This is a genomic window from Vibrio sp. 10N.247.310.23, from assembly GCF_041467155.1.
GTDB lineage: Bacteria > Pseudomonadota > Gammaproteobacteria > Enterobacterales > Vibrionaceae > Vibrio > Vibrio crassostreae_C.
The window spans coordinates 30,628-49,589 of record NZ_JBFSTZ010000006.1; the positions used below are offsets into that span (position 1 = coordinate 30,628).

Annotated in this window: 15 protein-coding genes; 11 read left to right on the forward strand and 4 right to left on the reverse strand. The window is 44.0% G+C overall.

Features of this window, described 5'->3' with window-relative positions; translation table 11 throughout:
* Positions 1 to 60: 60 nt before the first annotated feature.
* The gene (locus AB6D93_RS06135; protein ID WP_017060143.1) at positions 61 to 900 is read right to left on the reverse strand and encodes a 23S rRNA (adenine(2030)-N(6))-methyltransferase RlmJ; all 840 of its coding nucleotides are present in this window, start codon (positions 898 to 900) and stop codon (positions 61 to 63) included.
* A 279-nt stretch (positions 901 to 1,179) separates the two neighbouring features.
* Here AB6D93_RS06135 and prlC point away from each other — a divergent pair, with 279 nt between their 5' ends.
* Positions 1,180 to 3,222 (forward strand): oligopeptidase A, encoded by a 2,043-nt coding sequence (prlC, locus tag AB6D93_RS06140; RefSeq protein ID WP_102332581.1) that lies wholly within the window; start codon positions 1,180 to 1,182, stop codon positions 3,220 to 3,222.
* Positions 3,223 to 3,313: 91 nt separating this feature from the next.
* On the opposite strand, the gene asnC is transcribed toward prlC, so the two are convergent.
* Positions 3,314 to 3,778, reverse strand: a complete 465-nt coding sequence (asnC, locus tag AB6D93_RS06145; RefSeq protein WP_008218581.1) for a transcriptional regulator AsnC — start codon at positions 3,776 to 3,778, stop codon at positions 3,314 to 3,316.
* A gap of 126 nt (positions 3,779 to 3,904) precedes the next feature.
* Between asnC and AB6D93_RS06150 the strand changes: the two genes are divergently transcribed.
* From AB6D93_RS06150 to AB6D93_RS06160, 3 genes are all read left to right on the forward strand, one after another.
* Positions 3,905 to 7,027, forward strand: a complete 3,123-nt coding sequence (locus AB6D93_RS06150; protein WP_102332582.1) for an EAL domain-containing protein — start codon at positions 3,905 to 3,907, stop codon at positions 7,025 to 7,027.
* Between the two features lie 172 nt (positions 7,028 to 7,199).
* Positions 7,200 to 7,979 carry a class I SAM-dependent methyltransferase gene (locus tag AB6D93_RS06155; protein WP_004735552.1) on the forward strand — a complete coding sequence of 260 codons (780 nt, stop codon included), beginning with the start codon at positions 7,200 to 7,202 and terminating at the stop codon, positions 7,977 to 7,979.
* A gap of 141 nt (positions 7,980 to 8,120) precedes the next feature.
* Complete coding sequence (locus AB6D93_RS06160; protein WP_102332583.1) at positions 8,121 to 8,696, forward strand: hypothetical protein; 576 nt, start codon at positions 8,121 to 8,123, stop codon at positions 8,694 to 8,696.
* Positions 8,697 to 8,861: 165 nt separating this feature from the next.
* Here the strand turns inward: AB6D93_RS06160 and AB6D93_RS06165 are convergent, their stop codons facing one another.
* Positions 8,862 to 9,740, reverse strand: coding sequence for a carboxylate/amino acid/amine transporter (locus tag AB6D93_RS06165; protein WP_102332584.1), 879 nt, complete (start codon positions 9,738 to 9,740; stop codon positions 8,862 to 8,864).
* Between the two features lie 52 nt (positions 9,741 to 9,792).
* A complete protein-coding gene (gene uspA, locus AB6D93_RS06170; RefSeq protein ID WP_004735555.1) occupies positions 9,793 to 10,227 on the reverse strand; it encodes a universal stress protein UspA in 435 nt (144 codons plus the stop codon).
* A gap of 189 nt (positions 10,228 to 10,416) precedes the next feature.
* Between uspA and ftnA the strand changes: the two genes are divergently transcribed.
* The 7 genes from ftnA (at position 10,417) to AB6D93_RS06205 (ending at position 18,899) form a co-directional block, all read left to right on the forward strand.
* Entirely contained in the window at positions 10,417 to 10,944 is a 528-nt protein-coding gene (ftnA, locus tag AB6D93_RS06175; protein ID WP_004735556.1) for a non-heme ferritin, read from the forward strand.
* A 68-nt stretch (positions 10,945 to 11,012) separates the two neighbouring features.
* On the forward strand, positions 11,013 to 11,336 hold the full coding sequence (gene uspB, locus AB6D93_RS06180; RefSeq protein WP_004735557.1) for a universal stress protein UspB: 324 nt from the start codon (positions 11,013 to 11,015) through the stop codon (positions 11,334 to 11,336).
* A gap of 250 nt (positions 11,337 to 11,586) precedes the next feature.
* Positions 11,587 to 12,780, forward strand: coding sequence for an NAD(P)/FAD-dependent oxidoreductase (locus AB6D93_RS06185; RefSeq protein WP_017060150.1), 1,194 nt, complete (start codon positions 11,587 to 11,589; stop codon positions 12,778 to 12,780).
* 132 nt (positions 12,781 to 12,912) lie between these two features.
* Entirely contained in the window at positions 12,913 to 13,740 is an 828-nt protein-coding gene (locus AB6D93_RS06190; RefSeq protein WP_372159158.1) for a TnsA endonuclease N-terminal domain-containing protein, read from the forward strand.
* Positions 13,727 to 15,865: a transposase gene (locus AB6D93_RS06195; RefSeq protein ID WP_372116331.1), complete on the forward strand. Its 2,139-nt coding sequence runs from the start codon at positions 13,727 to 13,729 to the stop codon at positions 15,863 to 15,865. Before AB6D93_RS06190 ends, AB6D93_RS06195 begins: the two co-directional genes overlap by 14 nt.
* A complete protein-coding gene (locus AB6D93_RS06200) occupies positions 15,862 to 17,289 on the forward strand; it encodes an ATP-binding protein (protein WP_372159160.1) in 1,428 nt (475 codons plus the stop codon). Before AB6D93_RS06195 ends, AB6D93_RS06200 begins: the two co-directional genes overlap by 4 nt.
* Before the next feature lie 32 nt (positions 17,290 to 17,321).
* On the forward strand, positions 17,322 to 18,899 hold the full coding sequence (locus AB6D93_RS06205; protein ID WP_372116326.1) for a TnsD family Tn7-like transposition protein: 1,578 nt from the start codon (positions 17,322 to 17,324) through the stop codon (positions 18,897 to 18,899).
* Positions 18,900 to 18,962: the final 63 nt, after the last annotated feature.

Consider the following 18,962-nt stretch of genomic DNA (forward strand, 5'->3'; position numbering starts at 1 on the left):
ATTTATTCGTCCACATCACAGTCTGTTGAAGATTCTTCAGTCTATGATGTGGACTCGAGATTACTCGGGTACGATCCACTCTACTTTGAAGTGACCGGTCGCTGGCGCAATTGCTTCCTTCAAGAATGGAAGAATCTCTTTCATTTGGCTTTCTAGCTTCCAAGGCGGGTTAATCACGATCATGCCTGATGCCGTCATGCCACGCTCGTTGGTGTCTGGTGATACGCCAAGTTCGATTTGTAGAATCTTGTTGATGCCTAAGCCTTCGAGACCTTCGATCATATCTTCGATATCACAGCGATTTACTACCGGGTACCAAATTGCGTAGATACCGGTTGCCCAGCGCTTGTGGCTTTGAGCGATTGCAGTCACGACATCACGGTACTCTTTTGCCAGCTCGTAAGGCGGGTCGATCAGTACTAAACCACGACGTTCTTTTGGTGGCAGGCTGCCCTTTAAGCGCTTAAAACCATCTTCTTTGTAGATAGATACCTGACGATCACGGTGGAACTCTTGCTCAAGCAGCGGGTGATCGGCTGGGTGAAGCTCAGTCAGTACCATGCGGTCTTGGTCACGCAGGTGTGCACGTGCAACACGTGGAGAACCCGGGTAGTAACGCAGTTTCTCGCCATTATTGAGAATGGAAATAGACTCAAGGTAGCTTTGAATGTCTTCAGGAAGGTCTGTTTGCTCCCACACACGAGCAATACCTTGCTTGTATTCACCGGTTTTTTCAGACCATTCATGCGTTAAGTCGTAACGACCTACACCAGAGTGAGTGTCATGATAAACAAAAGGCTTATCCTTTTGTTTCAAAGAATTAAGAATAAGGCTCTGTACGATATGCTTTACTACGTCGGCATGGTTACCTGCGTGGAAGCTGTGGCGATAACTTAACAAATTAAACTCTCGTAACACTCTCGAATTAGAGTGTGGTTAGTGTAGGTGGGGTTAATCAGACTATTATAACCCTCAATGGACCATAAATTCTCGAACAATTCAGGGACAGTCGTCAGCTATCTGCAGTTAGTTATTGGTTCTACTATTGAAATTTGCCTTGTTGGGCACTATTTAATAACTATTCGCAGGTGATTTTTTAGGGCGAACTTTAGCCTGATGACTGTAAGACGACCTCATTACAAAAAAGACGAAAGTCTCTAAAGCCAAAGGAATGTTTATATGTCTAATCCGCTATTAACCTTCACGGACTTACCTCCGTTTTCACAGATCAAGCCAGAGCACGTAAAGCCTGCAGTTGAGCAAGTGATTGAAGCGTGTCGCAACAAGATAGAACAAGTACTTGAAGGTAATACTTCACCAAGCTGGGACAACCTAGTTGCTCCAATTGAAGAAGTGGATGATCGTTTAGGTCGCATTTGGTCACCTGTAAGCCATATGAACTCTGTCGTGAACAGTGACGAACTGCGTGAAGCGTATGAGAGCTGCTTACCTGTGCTATCTGAATACGGCACTTGGGTTGGCCAACACAAAGGCTTGTTCGAAGCGTATAAAGCGATCAAGGCGAGTGAAGCATTCTCTGCACTGAACCGAGCTCAACAAAAAACTATTACCGACGCACTGCGCGACTTTGAATTGTCGGGCATTGGCTTACCTGCAGATGAACAGCATCGTTACGGCGAGATCAGCAAGCGCCAGTCTGAGTTAGGCTCTCAATTCTCAAATAACGTGCTTGATGCAACCATGGGTTGGAGCAAGCAGATCACAGACGTAGCTGTGCTGGCAGGTATGCCTGAATCAGCACTGGCGGCAGCTCAAGCGGCGGCTGAGTCTAAAGAGCAAGAAGGCTACCTACTGACTTTAGATATCCCATCATACCTACCTGTGATGACCTACTGTGATAACCAAGAACTGCGTAAAGAGCTTTATGAAGCGTACGTAACGCGCGCTTCAGATCGCGGTCCAAACGCAGGTAAGTGGGACAACACTGAGATCATCACCGAGCAACTTAAGCTGCGCCACGAGATCGCGCGCATGCTTGGTTTCAGTACTTACAGCGAAAAATCACTGTCGACTAAGATGGCAGAAACGCCAGACCAAGTGCTTGGCTTCCTAAACGACCTAGCAGTAAAAGCCAAACCGCAAGGTGAGCGAGAAGTTGAAGAGCTACGCCAGTTTGCTGAGAAAGAATTTGGTGTCTCTGAGCTAAACCTGTGGGACATCGCTTACTACAGTGAGAAACAAAAACAGAAACTGTTCGAGATCTCTGATGAAGAGCTTCGTCCTTACTTCCCAGAATCTAATGTGGTTTCAGGTCTGTTTGAGGTACTGAACCGCGTGTTTGGTATGTCGGTAACAGAGCGTCAAGGCGTAGACACTTGGCATGAGTCAGTGCGTTTCTTTGATATCTTTGATGCGACTGGAACACTGCGTGGTAGCTTCTACCTAGATCTATACGCACGTGAACACAAACGTGGTGGCGCTTGGATGGATGACTGTCGTGGTCGTCGCATTACCGAATCTGGCGAGCTACAGACCCCGGTTGCTTACCTAACGTGTAACTTCAATAAGCCAGTTGGTGATAAGCCAGCACTGTTTACTCACGATGAAGTGGTGACCTTGTTCCACGAATTCGGCCACGGTATCCACCACATGCTAACGCAAGTAGAAGCGGGCGCAGTTGCGGGTATCAATGGTGTGCCTTGGGATGCGGTTGAGCTACCAAGTCAGTTCCTAGAAAACTGGTGTTGGGAAGAAGAAGCGCTGTCGTTCATCTCTGGTCACTTCGAAACGGGTGAAGCGCTACCAAAAGAGATGCTAGAGAAGATGCTAGCGGCGAAGAACTTCCAATCTGCGATGTTTATCCTGCGTCAGCTAGAGCTTGGTTTGTTCGATTTCACGCTACACACAGAATACGACCCTGAAGTGGGTGCTCGCGTACTAGAAACGCTAGCGGATGTTAAGTCTAAGGTGTCGGTACTGCCAAGCCTAGATTGGAACCGTTTCTCACACAGCTTTGGTCACATCTTTGCTGGTGGTTACAGCGCGGGCTACTACAGCTACCTGTGGGCAGAAGTGCTATCGGCAGATGCGTTCTCAGCATTTGAAGAAGAGGGTATCTTCAACACTGAAACGGGTAATCGCTTCCTGAACAACATCCTTGAAATGGGTGGCAGTGAAGAGCCAATGGAGCTGTTCAAACGCTTCCGTGGTCGTGAGCCACAAATCGACGCAATGCTGCGCCACGCGGGAATCAACGCATAATCACGGTAACTATCTAGTTTATTGCGAAAAGAGCCTCTAGTTAGAGGCTCTTTTTTTGTCTGTGCGTTATGCCAAGCAAGGCGAATCAATGTTATGGATTCACATTGCGGTTGATAGGGTTCTGCAATGAAATCAGTGTCTCTGTCGACTGAACTTCATCGATCGCTTGCAGCTTATCGATCAATACAAACTGCAGCTCTTCTATCGACTTACACATCAGCTTTACAAAGATATTGTAAGCACCAGTGGTGTAGTACGCCTCAACCACTTCGTCTAAGGCATTCAGCTTAGCGATCGCCGAGTGGTAATCTTTGGCAGCATTAAGGTTGATGCCAATAAAGCAACACACGTCGTAACCCAGTTTTTTGGTGTTTACCACAACTTCCGTTCGCTCGATAATGTCTGCCGATCTCATCTTTTCGATGCGAACGTGAATCGTCGCAGGGCTGACATCGAACTGCTTTGCCATTTCAGCGTAAGGAGTTCGTGCATCTTCCATCAAGGTTTTGAGAATGGCACGGTCTAGATCATCTAGACGAGCTGTGGTTGTGGACATGCATAATCCTTAGGTTGAATGAAAAACATACCGGCTTGAGTACACATCATAGCCAAGGGTGATAATATTAGCAGTAACTATAGGGTTAGGGTGAATTCAGTGCGATTTTCGTTATTTTTTATTGTGATGTGTTGGAGTGTTTTTGCTTCAGCTCAGGCAAAAGATGTGTTGGTTATTCACTCTTATCATCAAGGCTTTTTCTGGACAGATGATTTCCATAAAGGACTATCTGATGAGCTCGATCGCGATGGGTTATCTTACCGGGTTGTTTATCTTGATACCAAGCGAACTCAAAACGCTGAATACTTAGAGCGAATTTATCAGCTATACCGCACTAAGCTGTCGCATGAAGAGTTTGCCGCTGTAGTCGTCAGTGATAATAACGCCCTCAATCTGATGAAACGCTTAGCGCCCGAACTCAATGGCACGCCCGTTATTTTTGGTGGCATCAACAATTTTTCTCCGCAAATGATTGAAGGCTTGCACGCAACCGGTATCACTGAAGATATTGATATGGCGAGCAATATTGAGCTGATCAATCGACTTCAATCGACGGTTAAAAAAGTTTACGTGGTTACCGATCACTCGGTAACGGGTGAAGCTATTCGCGCTCAAGTGGATTTATTTCTACAAAAACGCCCTGAGTTTTCTGGGATGGTGGAGCAATATACGCCTGATTCTTATCAAGAACTGATGACGTTCGCGCAACGCGCTGATCTAACCAAAAGCTTGTTGTTCTGGGCCTACTACCGCGACATCAATGGTCGTGTCAGTAGCAAAGAAGACTGGCGTCAGCTCAACAAAAAAACTCAGATGCCATTGTATATCGTGCATGATTTAGGGCTTGGGTTTGGTGCGATTGGTGGCGTGATCCACAGTGGAGAAACGCAAGGACGAGACACTGGGCGAGTGCTACTGAATGTGCTCGCTAATCCGGATAAACCGCTGCCCCAAGTGGTTGCTGGCGCGCCAGAAATCAAACTCGATTACCAACAAATATCACGATGGGATTTGGGCGCAGAGAATGAAGCGGCGGTGACTTTTCTCAACAAACCTAAGTCATTTTTAGTTCGCTACCGAGATGAAATTCGCACCATAGGTTTGCTGTTTTTGGTTATGTCGTGTGTCATCGCAACCTTGGTGTATTACCTCAATCGCCTTAAGAAAAGTGAGCGTACCAGCCGACAAAGCCAACTGTTATTGGAGTCGATATTCGACCAAAGCCTGCAGTTCATGGGGATCATTGATAAGGGCGGTGTATTGCTGTCGAGTAACAGTAAGTTACATGAGCTGCTTTATAACCAAGGCTATAAATTGGGAACACCTCTTCAAAGCCACCAACACTGGGAAGACTCAGCAAGGCAAGAACTGAAGGAATACTTTATCTCGAGCGATGAACATCAGATTTTGCGATTTGAAGCTGAGGTGTGGTGTCGTGATCGTGGTGCGATGGTGTTGGAGATCTCTTTAAAGCCTATGCCGGGCAGTGAAGAGGATGATGTTCAGTTCTTATTTGAAGCTCGTGATGTTACCTCGGGTAAGCTCGCGGAGAATAAGTTGTTTCAGCGTGAAGCGAATCTCAAGCTGTATTACGACAAACAACCCGTGATGATGATTACGCTCGATGGCAATAATCGCATTCAACAAGTCAATCAGTTTGCTGAGCAGTTACTAGGTTACCCGCTAGACCAGCTATTAGGTCATCGTCCTAGAGAGTTCTATGTCGATGAAAACTCAATGATCCCGCGTCATATTTTATTGCAACCACAGCATAAGATTCGTGGCGTATGGCGTCGTGATATTGAATATCGCCATGCTAATGGCAGCACCATCTGGATTCGTGAAAATATTCGCCCGCTGGTTGAGTCTGATCAGCTGTTGATTGTTGGAGAAGACATTACCGAAACTCGTGAGTTGTCTGAAAAGCTAGAATATCAAGCTCGTTATGACTTGCTGACGGACACGTTTAACCGTAACCACTTTGAGCAAGAGCTGCAAAAGGCGCTCAAAGAGGTTGAGAGCCACATGCGAACTCACGCTATGCTGTTCTTGGATTTAGACCAACTCAAGGTCTTGAACGATACAGCGGGGCATGAAGCGGGAGATGCCGCAATCATGTTTAGTGCCAAGCTGCTGGAAGAGGTTCTGCCATACAATGCCGTGTTAGCGCGAATGGGTGGTGACGAATTTGCAGTATTAATGAAAGACTGTACTGAGCGAGATGCGGTGAATGTGTGTCGCAGTATTATCTCGACGATGAGTGAGAACCCATTCTTGTGGGGTGATATTCGCCTTAATCTTACCAGCTCCATTGGTATCCGATTGATTGACCATACTGCGGCCTCACCACAGATGGTACACGCTCAGGCTGATGCTGCTTGCCATGCTGCTAAAGAGGAAGGGCGTAACCGTTACAACCTTTACCATCAAGATGATGAAGACCTGCGTCGTCGTCACCTAGAGATGGAATGCGTCAATCTAGTGCATGAGGCTTTAGCTAATGATCGCTTAGAGTTGTTTGCTCAGCGCATTCTTGGCCTAGATAAAAACAGCGAGAAAATGCACTTCGAAATCTTGGTTCGTATCAAGAATATCCAAGGTGAATACATCTCCCCGGGGATTTTCATGCCAGCCTCAGAGCGCTATAACATAGCGCATTTGATTGACCGCCGAGTTGTCAGTCAAACGCTCGCTTGGTTGGAACATCGACCAAAGGTGATTGATGAACTTGGAATGTGCTCTATCAACCTTTCTGGCCACTCGATGGGTAATCGGGAGTTTGTAGAGTTCTTGATTGAAAGCTTGGCTAACTCGTCAGTGCCTTGCCATAAGATTTGTTTAGAGATCACCGAAACGGCTGCGATGAGTAACATGAAGCAGGCGATCAAGTTCTTTACTGGAATCAAAGAGCTTGGCTGTATGATTGCACTGGATGACTTTGGCTCTGGATTATCGTCGTTTGGTTACTTAAAGAAACTGCCGGTCGACATCGTGAAGATCGATGGCTTGTTTGTGCGTGATATTGCTGTCAACGAGATGGACCATGTGATGGTTCGCTCGATCAATGATTTAGCTAAGCAGATGGGTAAACACACGGTGGCTGAGTTTGTTGAAAATACCCAGATAATCGACAAGCTGATCGAACTTGGTGTGAACTACGCACAGGGTTACATCATAGGCCGACCTAAACCACTTGCTGAGCTCGTTGAAGAGTTACAAAAAGAGCGAACGTTAGAGTTCTTGGATTAACTGAACCAAGCTGCACGATGAGTATTCTTTAGCACTAGCAGTGCTAATCGTTTGTAGTGCTAATAGCTTTCAGAGCTACTAATAGTTTGCACCGCTAATATGTATTGTTGAGGCAATCAGGTAAACTGGTTGCCTCTTTTGTTTTGAATACTACTGTCTGTTGGAGACGACCTTGCAACTACAACTGATTTGCGAAGATGCTACCCAAATCGATCATCTAAATGACTTAGCGACCCGTTGGAATTTATCTCATGATGAAAACAGCGATTTCGCTTTGGTATTGACTAGCGAGCGACTTGAGTTACGTAAAGTCGATGAACCGAAGCTTGGCGCTATCTTTGTTGATTTAGTCGGAGGGGCAGTTGGTCACCGACGTAAGTTTGGCGGTGGTAAAGGTCAGGCGATTGCCAAAGCAGCTGGTTTAAACAAAGGCGCAACGCCAACTATTCTTGATGGTACTGCAGGCTTAGGGCGCGATGCGTTTGTGTTGGCTTCTCTAGGTTGTAAGGTGCAAATGGTCGAGCGTCACCCTGTTGTGGCAGCACTGCTTGATGATGGCTTGCAGCGAGCTCAGCAAGACCCTGACATCGGTGGTTGGGTAACTGAACGTATGAAGTTGATTCACGCTTCAAGTCACGATGCGTTAGATAAACTCAGCAACGATCCAAACTTCGAACAGCCTGATGTGGTGTACCTAGACCCAATGTACCCGCATCCTGAGAACAAGAAGAAATCGGCGTTGGTTAAGAAAGAGATGCGTGTATTCCAATCATTGGTGGGTGCCGATATGGATGCTGATGCTTTATTGCAACCAGCCCTTAAACTCGCATCTAAGCGAGTTGTGGTCAAAAGGCCGGATTACGCAGCATGGTTAGATGAGCAAAAGCCGAGCATGGCGATCGAAACCAAAAAGAACCGTTTTGATGTCTATGTGAAAGCATCAATGACCTAGTTAAGACATCAATAACTTAGAGACACGCTAAGAAAGTTTCCCGTCATAAATACGATAAATCACTATTTAACACTTGCGATAGTCGCGTTACGGATGTATATCTAACTAAGAATCATTATTATTCTTAGCTGGAGTTGTAGCATGGCTAAACGCTTTTGTAAGTTAAACCGTCGAGATATCACCGAACACTTGGGAGAAATCCACAGCTTGGTCACTGAACCAAAGTTCGTGTGCCGCTCTTGTGCGCGCTCATCGTCGGATCAAGCGAATCTATGCAAACCAACAGCCATCCCACCGATTGATTGTCAGAATAAACCCGCTGAAGAAAAAGTCGCGTGTGGTCTACTTGCTGAAACATTGCCAACTCCAGAAGTTTCTCTTATCGAGGTAATGGACAGCGTTGAGCCAACGGTACAAATCTTTGATCCTGCTATCGTAGAAAAAGCGGATAAAGTCGCGTTGAAAAAAGCCAAGCTGAAAAAACTGATGGGGAAGGCGAGCGGCGATGAGAAAGCTGAACTCAAACAAGCGAAGAAAGCGGCGAAGAAACAAGAGAAGTACAACAAAAAGCTCGCGAAGATGATTAAGAAGCAGCAAAAGCTGTTTAAGAAAAGCCAAAAACTGGAAAGTGACCTGGAACGCATCAACCTACAACTTGATGACGTTGCCTTCACTGAAAGTAAGACTCAGGTGGTGAGCCACAATCACATCCACTGAAGTTAATTCGAAGAGCTTATTGCTACACAGATGATTTAAAAAGAGCGACCTACGGTCGCTCTTTTGCTTTCTGGGTATTATTTTAAATAAGAATCTTGCTAGTCAAACAAAGCTTATTAGTTAAATACAGCTTATTAGTTAAATACAGCTTGTTAGCTTAACGCACTAGGCATTGTTAGCATCTCTCGCAACACGCTTCTTCACCCACGTCTCATTGACGAACAAAGAGAACAAGATAACGGCACCACCAATAGACAATCGAACCAAATCGACATCTCTGTTCCAAATCAGGATGTTCACCACAAGGCCAGCTGGAACTAAGACATTGTTCATCACAGCCAGTGCGCCAGCATTGACCATGCACGCGCCTTTATTCCACATAAAGTAACCCAGCCCCGAAGCAATCAAGCCAAGGTAGATCAGGATTCCCCATTGAAGAGTGGTGGTTGGCAGCTTCTCTGGATTGCCCAGTAGCATGAAAGCAACGGAAGCGACGCATAACGCCCCCAAGTAGAAGTAACCAAATACGGTTCGCTGAGGTAATTCAGTCGATTCCTTCTCCATCACCACCTTGTAACTCACCTGACCGATAGCAAAGCACAGGTTCGCGCCTTGCACGACGAGGAAGCCAACTAAAAAGTTCTCATTGATGCCCGCAAATTTAATGAATACCGCGCCCAATACCGCAATTGCCGCAGTCACTAAGTACCACGGAGAGAATTGCCCTTTGAGGAAGTCATAAATAAGCGTGACGTAAATTGGGGTAAAAACGGTAAACAAAAGGACTTCAGGAACGGATAGCAGCAAGAAAGACTGATAGTAGAAGCAGTACATTAAGCCAAGCTGGATGCCACCAATGGCCATCAATTTAGCGATCAGCTTACGCGAGACGCCACGGAACTTAAGGAAAGGAAGAAACACGATACCGGCAAGGGCAACACGCATCAGTACAGAGAACCAAGCATCAACCTGACCAGCAAGGTAAACGCCGATCAGGCTAAAGGAGAAGGCCCATAGGAGGGTAACACCAGCTAAATAGCTCATAGTAAAACTTCGTTAATAAGATATGAGCCGTATGTTACCTAACCTTAATTCATTAGTCTTCTGAATCTCTTAGAGGCACGACCAGCATATCAACCGGAGAGGCGTTGATCAGTTGTCGTGTTGAAGAAAGTAGCTTGCTCCAGAAGTCTTGATGGTGACCACAAACCACCAAATCAACATTGAACTCGTTGATGGTGTCACACAGCTCATGACTCAAATCGCCACTGCCCACTAAGGTATGGGTGATTGGGTATTGAGCATGCTCAGCAAAATTTTGCAGCTGAACTCGAGATGCTTCCATCGCGTTATGTTGGGTTTCTGCCATGTTGATATCAATCAGGCCGGTATACAGCTCTGCGTAGTTAATATCGATATGGATAAAAGAGACTTTGGCTTCCAATGGCTTAGCCAATGCTACCGCTTTATCCACAATTAATTTGCTGTCTTCTGATAAATCGACCGCGACCAAAATATGTTTGTAACTCATATCGCTACCTCCTTTATTCATTGTCTGATTTAAGATTAGCACTATGCGATGGCTTTTTTTGCTGAAGTGATCTCATATCCACTGTCTTGCGTAATGACAGCTCGAAATATTGGTTAACTAATGGCCTGCGAGATATTCATTAAATAGTGATATAGTAGAGAAAATTGAGGATGTAATTAGGAGTCTTAAATGCTGTCAAAAACTATGGTTGAGCAACTGAATGATCAAATTAACCTAGAATTTTTCTCATCCAATCTATACTTACAAATGAGTGCTTGGTGTGAAGACAAAGGATTTGAAGGTGCAGCAGAGTTTCTGCGTGTTCATGCAGTAGAAGAAATGGAACATATGCAGCGTCTTTTCACTTACGTAAGTGAAACAGGTGCAATGCCAATTCTAGGTGCGATTGAAGCGCCAAAACATGAATTTGATAGCCTTGGTGCTGTGTTCCGTGAAACTTATGAACATGAGCAAATGATTACTCAAAAGATCAACAAACTGGCTCACGTTGCTTTCAGCACACAAGATTACTCAACCTTTAACTTCCTGCAATGGTACGTTGCAGAGCAACACGAAGAAGAGAAGTTGTTTAAAGGTGTATTGGATAAGCTAGAGCTTGTTGGTGAAGACGGTAAAGCACTGTTCTTTATTGATAAAGACCTAGCGCAATTGGCAAAAGATGGTTCATCTTCAATTATGGAAGCTCCTGCCGTTTAGGTAGTACGGGAAAGACACTGATTATCTTTTTCTTTTGAGTTTTCTTATGAAGATGTAGGGAGGAAAGGATGATCAGCGGCGACACTATTCTATTTGCACTAATGGTTGTGACTTGCGTGAACTGGGCGCGATATTTTACTGCGCTAAGAACACTCATTTATATAATGCGAGAAGCACATCCTCTACTTTATCAACAAGTAGACGGAGGTGGATTCTTCACAACTCATGGCAATATGACCAAGCAGGTTCGCTTGTTTAGTTACATCAAAAGCAAAGAGTACCACCATCATCACGACGAAGTGTTTATGTCGAAGTGTGATCGCGTAAGACAGTTGTTTATACTTTCTTCCGCTCTGCTGGGTGTAACGTTGCTGTCTTCTTTCATCGTCTAAGTTATTTAGTACGTGTGAAGTAGAGTTTAGGTTTTGGTGTAAAGCTTCGGTTGTTGGTTCGCTAAGCCAAGTAGTGGTTTTGCTGCTGTCTGCAAATTGTACAATTGAACATCAATTGCAAAGTTTAAAATTGCCGCTAGAATAGCGAGCAATTAGTAAGGATGTGCTGTTTATGCACATCCTTTTTTATTGATGGCATTTCGAGAACAGGGCGTACTCGAGGTGCAAAAGTGAAGAAAGCAGAACCCCAATGAGTGAAAAGTTTGATGTAATCGTAATTGGTGCGGGCGCCGCGGGCTTAATGTGTGCTGCGGAAGCGGGTAAACGTGGCCGACGAGTGCTGGTGGTTGATCATGCAAAGAAACCAGGCAGAAAAATTTTAATCTCAGGTGGCGGCCGTTGTAACTTCACTAACTATGATGTTTCAGCCAACAACTTCCTATGTAACAACCCTCACTTCGTGAAGTCAGCCTTATCTCAATACACCAACTGGGATTTTATCTCGATGGTGAGCAAGTACGGTATTGAGTTCGAAGAGCGTGACCACGGCCAATTGTTCTGTGTGAATGACCACACTGCAAAAGACATCGTGAGCATGTTGCTTGAAGAGTGTAAGCAAGCGAAAGTTGAACAGCGCTACCGTTGTGATGTTCACTCCATCGAAAAAACAGACGCTGGCTTTAAGATGCACCTTAATACCGACGAAGTTGAGTGTGACTCACTGGTTGTGGCGACGGGCGGTTTATCGATGCCGAAACTAGGCGCGACGCCATTTGGCTATAAGATTGCCGAGCAGTTTGGTTTGTCTGTGATGCCGACTACTGCGGGTTTGGTGCCATTTACTCTGCATAAAGAAGACAAAGAAGCCTTTGCTGAGCTTTCAGGAATCGCGATTCCTGCCGAGATCACCGCGCAAGACGGCACCTTATTCAAAGAAGCGTTGCTGTTTACCCACCGCGGCTTATCTGGTCCTTCGGTATTGCAAATTTCTTCGTTCTGGAAAGCGGGTCAATCGGTTTCGATTAATCTAGTACCTGAAGTCGATGTGGCTGAACTGCTGGCTAACTCTCGCGAGAAGCACCCAAATCAGAGCCTGAAAAACACCTTGGCGAAAGCACTGCCGAAGCGTTTTGTTGAAGTGTTGATTGATCGTAAAGAGCTGGAAGACAAGCCGCTTAAGCAGTTCAACGAAAAGCAGCTGAATGACATTGTAGAGCATCTAGAGAACTGGAAAATTGCACCAAACGGCACGGAAGGTTACCGAACAGCGGAAGTGACTCTAGGCGGTGTGGACACCAATCATCTATCTTCAAAAACCATGGAATGTAAGACGGTTTCTGGCCTCTACTTCATCGGTGAAGTAATGGACGTAACAGGTTGGTTAGGAGGATATAACTTCCAATGGTGCTGGAGCTCTGGCTTTGCAGCAGGCCAGTGGGTTTAAGAGTGTGTAGAGACAATAAAGTTTGCCTGTAAGCACTAAAGTTTGCCCGTAAGAGTATTTTTAGACAATAAAGTTTGCCCGTAGTGGCCCTGTTTACTATGGTTAATATAGGCAAACTTTTTTGGATTTAGTATGGGACGTGGGCGAAAGCTAGAATCGTTTAAAGATTTTGAACGAGCATTAAAGAATAAATACGGGATTGGGCAAGGCTTTAACTACAAACCTTGGCTTAGGATTCAGGATGTAAAATCCAAAGGTACACGTTCACTGATCTATGGTAGAAAGTCTCAACGAGATCACCATATGATGTCTTCAATTGAAAGTGAGCACTTCTACCTTGCTGAGTTTTCAAATAATGTCATTGATATTAGAGAGCAATTTCCACTTCTTCCTTTAAATTACACGCAAAAAATAGCTAGAACACTTGGTGTAGAACACCCTAAACACCCTCAATCTAAAGAGCCTATTATCATGACAACGGATCAGTTGCTCACGATAGACTCCCCTCAAGGCGCTACATATCATGCAATTTCTGTAAAACCCGAAGATGAGTCGGGTGATCTACGTGTACTTGAAAAAATAGATATCGAGCGAGTCTGTTGGGAATTACTTGGAGTTAAATTTAGTTACTTTACGGGAAATGAATTAACGAGAGTTCAAAGTAGTAACCTTCATTGGGCAACATCCCCTTTTCGTGAGAACCCGAAAGTCTTTTCTAGTGATCAGGTTGATTGTGCTCTCTCTGTTCTGGCTATTGGGCAACACTTTATTGAAGATCTATGTAATCAGCTAATATCAATGAATATTACATCTGATTATGATGCTCTATTGTTAATTCGTTTCCTCATAGCTGATAAATTTATTGATGTAGATCTATCGACTAACATCCCCGAATCTGGGCTTATTGATGTGAAATATGTAGCCGAACACCAAGGAGGCATTCTATATGGAGCTTCCTAGAAATAGCGTTTGGGGTGTGAAAGGTTCGGATTTGCTTGAAGATGGGCTCTATCGTTTGCTGGATATAATGCAAGATGTTGAGTCTGTCATTTTATATTCGCTTGCTGATACTTCAACAACGGTAAGGCCTATAGCCGTTTCACTAGAAAGCTTTATTGAACTCGTTTCTAGCCGCAAAGCCCAAAAAGCACATTATGAGTTACCAACCTATCTTCTGGTTGATGAAGGTCATATTTCAGATGAACATATTAGTCGCCGAGATAAAAATTATGGTTACATCAAAGGTATTGTATTCGATCGATCCTTTGTTTTTGATTATGCGACTAAGAAACGCGTACCTCAGCTTGCTGAATATGCTAAAGACGTGGGTGTCGACCGTAAATCTTTATCTAGATTACTGACTTTATATTGGCGAAATGGGCAAGACAAAATGGCTCTCTTGCCCGCCTTTTCGAAAAGTGGGGGTTCTGGGCGAGACAGAGAGCCAACAACAAAACCCTTGGGAGCACCAAAACAACCAAGAACTATAGCTATTAATAGAGCCGACAAGTTTATTGTTAGTGATGGCGACAAGAAAAAATTCAAAAAAGCGTTAAAGAAATATTACCTCAAAGAGTCAGGTCTGACACTAGCAAAAACCTATGACAACTTGCTCAAAGATAGCTATTCAAAAGAAATAAGCTCGGCTGAGGCCTGTGGTAAGCCTCCTTTAGTCCCAACTCAAAAGCAGTTTAGTTATTGGCGAACAAAGCTATTCAGCAAAGAACACATAATCAAACAACGAACCTCAGAGAACGATTACCTCAGAAACAAAAGAGCGGCGCTAGGCAGTATAACTGATCGAAGTTACTTGCCTGGAGCTCACTTTGAAATTGATGCAACAGTTGCTGATGTACATATCGTATCCGAGCTTGGGTCTCAGTATATTTTAGGGCGCCCGACGATTTATATCATTGCAGATAGAGCGAGCCGAATGATAGTTGGTATGCATGTATCGCTTTATCATGCTTCATGGAGAGCTGCACGTCTGGCATTAACGAATAGTTTCTTATCTAAATCGACTTACTGTAAAAGCTTTGGCGTTGATATTGAAGATTCAGAATGGCCTTGCGCCCACATTCCCAATGAGCTGGTTTGTGACAATGGTGAAATGATTGGGGTACAACCCAACAAAGCACTGACGCCAATGACGAAACTATCGTTTACTCCACCATATAGGCCAGACTGTAAAGGTGTGGTAGAGAAGCGCTTTGATATTATCAATAAAGAAGTACTTCATGAGTTATTGGGTACAACGAGAGGTGGACAGGTTGTACGAGGGAGTCGAGATCCACGAAAAGACGCGATCTATACGCTTAAGGAAGTTACCGCTGAAATAATAAAAGCGGTACTAGAGCATAATCGTTCGACTCTTGATAATTTAGCCTTTTCTAGCCCTCTCCTCATTGAGAATGATCTATCTCCGACACCTCTTAATTATTGGAAAATACATCTCGCAAAACATAGGCATGAACTTCAATCCTCTAACAGTGATGAAGTTATAGCTAGGTTGTTGCCCTCAGCAGAAGTCAGCATGACTCGAAGCGGAATTTATTTTAATGGTATGTATTACTCGTGTTCAGAAGTTGAAGAACTTAATTTAGCATCTGTCGCTAGGTCATCAGGACGTTGGAGACTAGAGGCGCGTATTGATGAAAATACAACGAATTACATCTATGTTCGCTTAGATAAAAACAGGGAATTCATTAGGTGTAATTTGTTACCTCGAAGTCGAATGTTGGGTGATAAATCTATGTATGAGTCTAACTTCATTCAGGACTGGCTTGATACGAAGAAAGAATTAACAACAATATCAACGACTTCAATTGATGATCACAAGCATCGCCAGGAAGTAACCCGACAAGCGAAGAAAAGAAGCAAAGATGCAGAGAAAGCCTCTTTTAGGGATAAAACTGCTAATACTCGTCAACGTCGAAAAGAAGAGCTAGAAGCAACCACAAATATGACTGCATCAACTCCAGAGCCTTTAGCCACTAATAAAGAGTCTGCCCCCTTATCTACTGCTAACAAAGTTATTCCATTACCAAAAGGTCCGAAAAGAAGAGTGAGTAGAGGTGAGTCATGAGAATTGAGTCAGCAGTGTATCAAGATGCAATTCTTCCTGAGCATCGAGGTAATCCGATAATAGAGGCACTTCCAGCTAAAAAAGCATGGGTAACTGTTATGGACGATTTTAGTAATTACCCGGATTTGTCAGAAGAAATTGCTGACCATAAAGATCCATTAGTTCGTGATGAGTACCTAAATCGCATTGAAGAAATTAGGCAGCCGCTGACCGATTATGAAGAATGCTTCCGTGCTGTTGAAAGGGCTATAAAAAAGGGCTACTCGGCCAAGAATCCATTGAGCCCTACAACTGCCCAATTCTTGCATTATTTGGTTGATGAACGACCTAATATAGAGCCGAGAACTGGGTACTTTAAACCTAAAGGAGATGGACTCACTCTAATTGGCGAAAGTGGTGTTGGTAAAACCTCGATGGTGGAGCAAGTCCTAGAATATTTTCCTACAGTAATTGTGCATGAGTCCTATAAAGGCCATCCACTCGAACTAAGAAAACAAGTTGTCTGGATAAAGGTGGACTGTCCTAGTAATTCTAGCGTTAGGGATTTATGTGAAGAGATACTCTCAACACTAGACTTAACCTTAGATAGGGAAAGAACAAAACCAGCAGGGACAATTGGAGAATTAATTCGGCAGTTAGAACGATCAATCAAATCAAGCTTTCTTGGTATGCTAGTTATTGATGAAATGCAAAATCTAAAGTTTAAAAGAACAGGTGGAGAGAACAATCTATTAAAATTTTTACATCGACTAATGAACAGGTTAGGTGTTCCGCTTTTCTTTGTCGCAAATCCTCCGTTTGACCAGTCTCTAATTAAAGAGCTCAAAGCTGCTCGTCGAGCTGAAAGCGGTTATCATCATATTATGTCTGTTTTAACAAGAGACAGCATTTCATGGAATGCGTTTATAGAGCAACTCTGGCAGTACCAATGGACCAACGTTTATACGAAGCTAACTGAAGAGCTAAATTATGCTCTTCATTCTTTGTCTGTTGGTAATATAGATATGGCAAGTAGAACCTATAGAGAAGCCCAACGTTTGGTTATAGGTTCGGATGATGAACGTATTACTCCTGCAACCTTATCCGCTGGTAATGCAGCAGCTTGTGGTCTTTCGAGGCAAACAGAAGAAGTGGATAGCTTAAAAGCTGCTCTTATTCCTTTACCCAAAGGTAAGCAACGTAACTCTCAGCGCAAGGATGAGTCAACGATTAAGACTGTCGATAAAACAGGTGATATTACTAAACCTCAGCACCCTGAGTTTGCTTCTAAGCTTGTCGAACTAGTAGGAGCGGTAGATCTACTAGATAGAATTAAAGACCCTGATTTATTTCAACAAGCTGCTGGCTTGGAAGACCCTATGCTCTACTTAAGGTCTTGTAATGTTGTTCTGGACGACCCTCTTTCAGAACTATCCTATAGTTAAGACATAGGCATTATCAATTAAGGAGACTCATCATGCAGTTGCCCAAAGCACTACCTGATGAGTCCTTACACAGTCGGATATGCCGTTGCTTATCAGTTTGTGAACATTCTGCTGAGCAAGCTTTAGAGCTGCTTGTGGCTGATAAGAGAGCCGCTGTTCATCCATACCTTACATCAAACTTACACTTTCTCGCTCAGTCAGCTGATGAATCATCAATGACACTCTTATCGTCTCAAACACTGCGTCCATTGTTTTCCTATTATCTGCCACAATATAGCAACGCGATTGAAGATGTTGCTGCTAGTACTAATGAGGTTATAAGAGCTAGCCAGCTTTCAACCTTTCGTGGAAAAGATACCTTATCTGTTAAGTACTGCCCTGTGTGTGCAAAAAAAGACTTGTATGAATATGGTGTTTCTTATTGGCACCTGAATCATCAGGTTCCAGGAGTGGAGGCATGTTCAGCGCACAGCTCGTGGTTGGTACATCAAGAGTTGCCTAGTCGCAACCATGTTCGCTGCCATTTTTTGCCTAGCCCACAAACGACGCCAATACACTGCACTGATATCGCAACTGAATTCGCGCTTTTTGTTACTAAGCGAGTACTAGCACTGCAAGTAGAGGATGAACATCAGAGTCAATCTATATTGAGTGAGTATTACCGAAAGCAGCTAGCCCTGAATGGCTTTGTAACGGCAAACGGTCGAATTAGAAGAAAGAGCATCTTAGAAGGACTGTATGAGTTATCCGAAGGCTTATTTATTTCACCAACCCCATTGTCTGTCAGGTCAAAGTCAGATTTCAGCTTTGTATCGACACTGTTTTCAGGTAAGTATCCTCAACATCCATTTAAGCATTTGATGTTAGAGTTTTATTTTTCGAAATGCCAGCCACCTAATGTAGATACAGTAAAGAGCCTCCCCATTGAGTTAGCTGTATACGAAGAAGAAAAATGTTGTGATTTATTGAGGTCAGGGTTGTCAATGGCAGCCGTAAGTCGGGAAATTTGCAAGAGTCGTTGTTACGTAAAAAGTATGGCTTTAAAGCATAATATCCCAGTGAACTTAAAGCCAAGGAAAATCACTTTGAGTCTCAAGAGGTCGGTTATTCGGCTGGCGAGGAGAGGCTTCCATCGAGAGGTCATAGCTAAACTTCATGATATTTCTTCAGGTAGCGTAGAGTTAATTATCTCTTCTACTTCAGGTCTGGTCGCGTGGCGGAAGAAGTGTAAGTTTGAGTCTTTACGGCGACGGTATCGTTACCAGATCATACGGTTTATTGACTCTACCCCAGAAGCGACTCGACAAGAGATAAAAAATGCTCGAGAAGCAGCATATTATTGGCTATACAGTCATGAGCATGAATGGCTTGAAACCGTGCTCCCTAATGCAAGTAAGACGCGACATGTTGATAGAGTTGATTGGTGTCAGCGAGACAATGAGCTCGTAGAGGTGATTCGTGAGTTGTTGCTTTCTTCAAGTAACAAGCTATCCCGTACTGAACTAGATAAAGCCTTGGGGGGGCATGGCTGGCTAACATCAAAGCTGAAAAAAATGCCAAATACAAAAGAGCTGCTCAAGAAGAATAATCTGTTCAGTTCAAATACCTAGGGCGAGTAAACTTCCTCCCAAATAGATTCATGATAATATGTCCGGTGTTGCTGAATAACGGAT

What these genes read in the sequence shown, in the direction of transcription:
- AB6D93_RS06150 (WP_102332582.1), top strand. Translation starts at nt 3,905, where the DNA reads ATGTGTTGGAGTGTTTTTGCTTCAGCTCAGGCAAAAGATGTGTTGGTT.
- asnC (WP_008218581.1), bottom strand. Translation starts at nt 3,778, where the DNA reads ATGTCCACAACCACAGCTCGTCTAGATGATCTAGACCGTGCCATTCTC.
- AB6D93_RS06190 (WP_372159158.1), top strand. Translation starts at nt 12,913, where the DNA reads ATGGGACGTGGGCGAAAGCTAGAATCGTTTAAAGATTTTGAACGAGCA.
- uspB (WP_004735557.1), top strand. Translation starts at nt 11,013, where the DNA reads ATGATCAGCGGCGACACTATTCTATTTGCACTAATGGTTGTGACTTGC.
- AB6D93_RS06200 (WP_372159160.1), top strand. Translation starts at nt 15,862, where the DNA reads ATGAGAATTGAGTCAGCAGTGTATCAAGATGCAATTCTTCCTGAGCAT.
- prlC (WP_102332581.1), top strand. Translation starts at nt 1,180, where the DNA reads ATGTCTAATCCGCTATTAACCTTCACGGACTTACCTCCGTTTTCACAG.
- AB6D93_RS06185 (WP_017060150.1), top strand. Translation starts at nt 11,587, where the DNA reads ATGAGTGAAAAGTTTGATGTAATCGTAATTGGTGCGGGCGCCGCGGGC.
- AB6D93_RS06205 (WP_372116326.1), top strand. Translation starts at nt 17,322, where the DNA reads ATGCAGTTGCCCAAAGCACTACCTGATGAGTCCTTACACAGTCGGATA.
- uspA (WP_004735555.1), bottom strand. Translation starts at nt 10,227, where the DNA reads ATGAGTTACAAACATATTTTGGTCGCGGTCGATTTATCAGAAGACAGC.
- AB6D93_RS06195 (WP_372116331.1), top strand. Translation starts at nt 13,727, where the DNA reads ATGGAGCTTCCTAGAAATAGCGTTTGGGGTGTGAAAGGTTCGGATTTG.
- AB6D93_RS06160 (WP_102332583.1), top strand. Translation starts at nt 8,121, where the DNA reads ATGGCTAAACGCTTTTGTAAGTTAAACCGTCGAGATATCACCGAACAC.
- AB6D93_RS06165 (WP_102332584.1), bottom strand. Translation starts at nt 9,740, where the DNA reads ATGAGCTATTTAGCTGGTGTTACCCTCCTATGGGCCTTCTCCTTTAGC.
- ftnA (WP_004735556.1), top strand. Translation starts at nt 10,417, where the DNA reads ATGCTGTCAAAAACTATGGTTGAGCAACTGAATGATCAAATTAACCTA.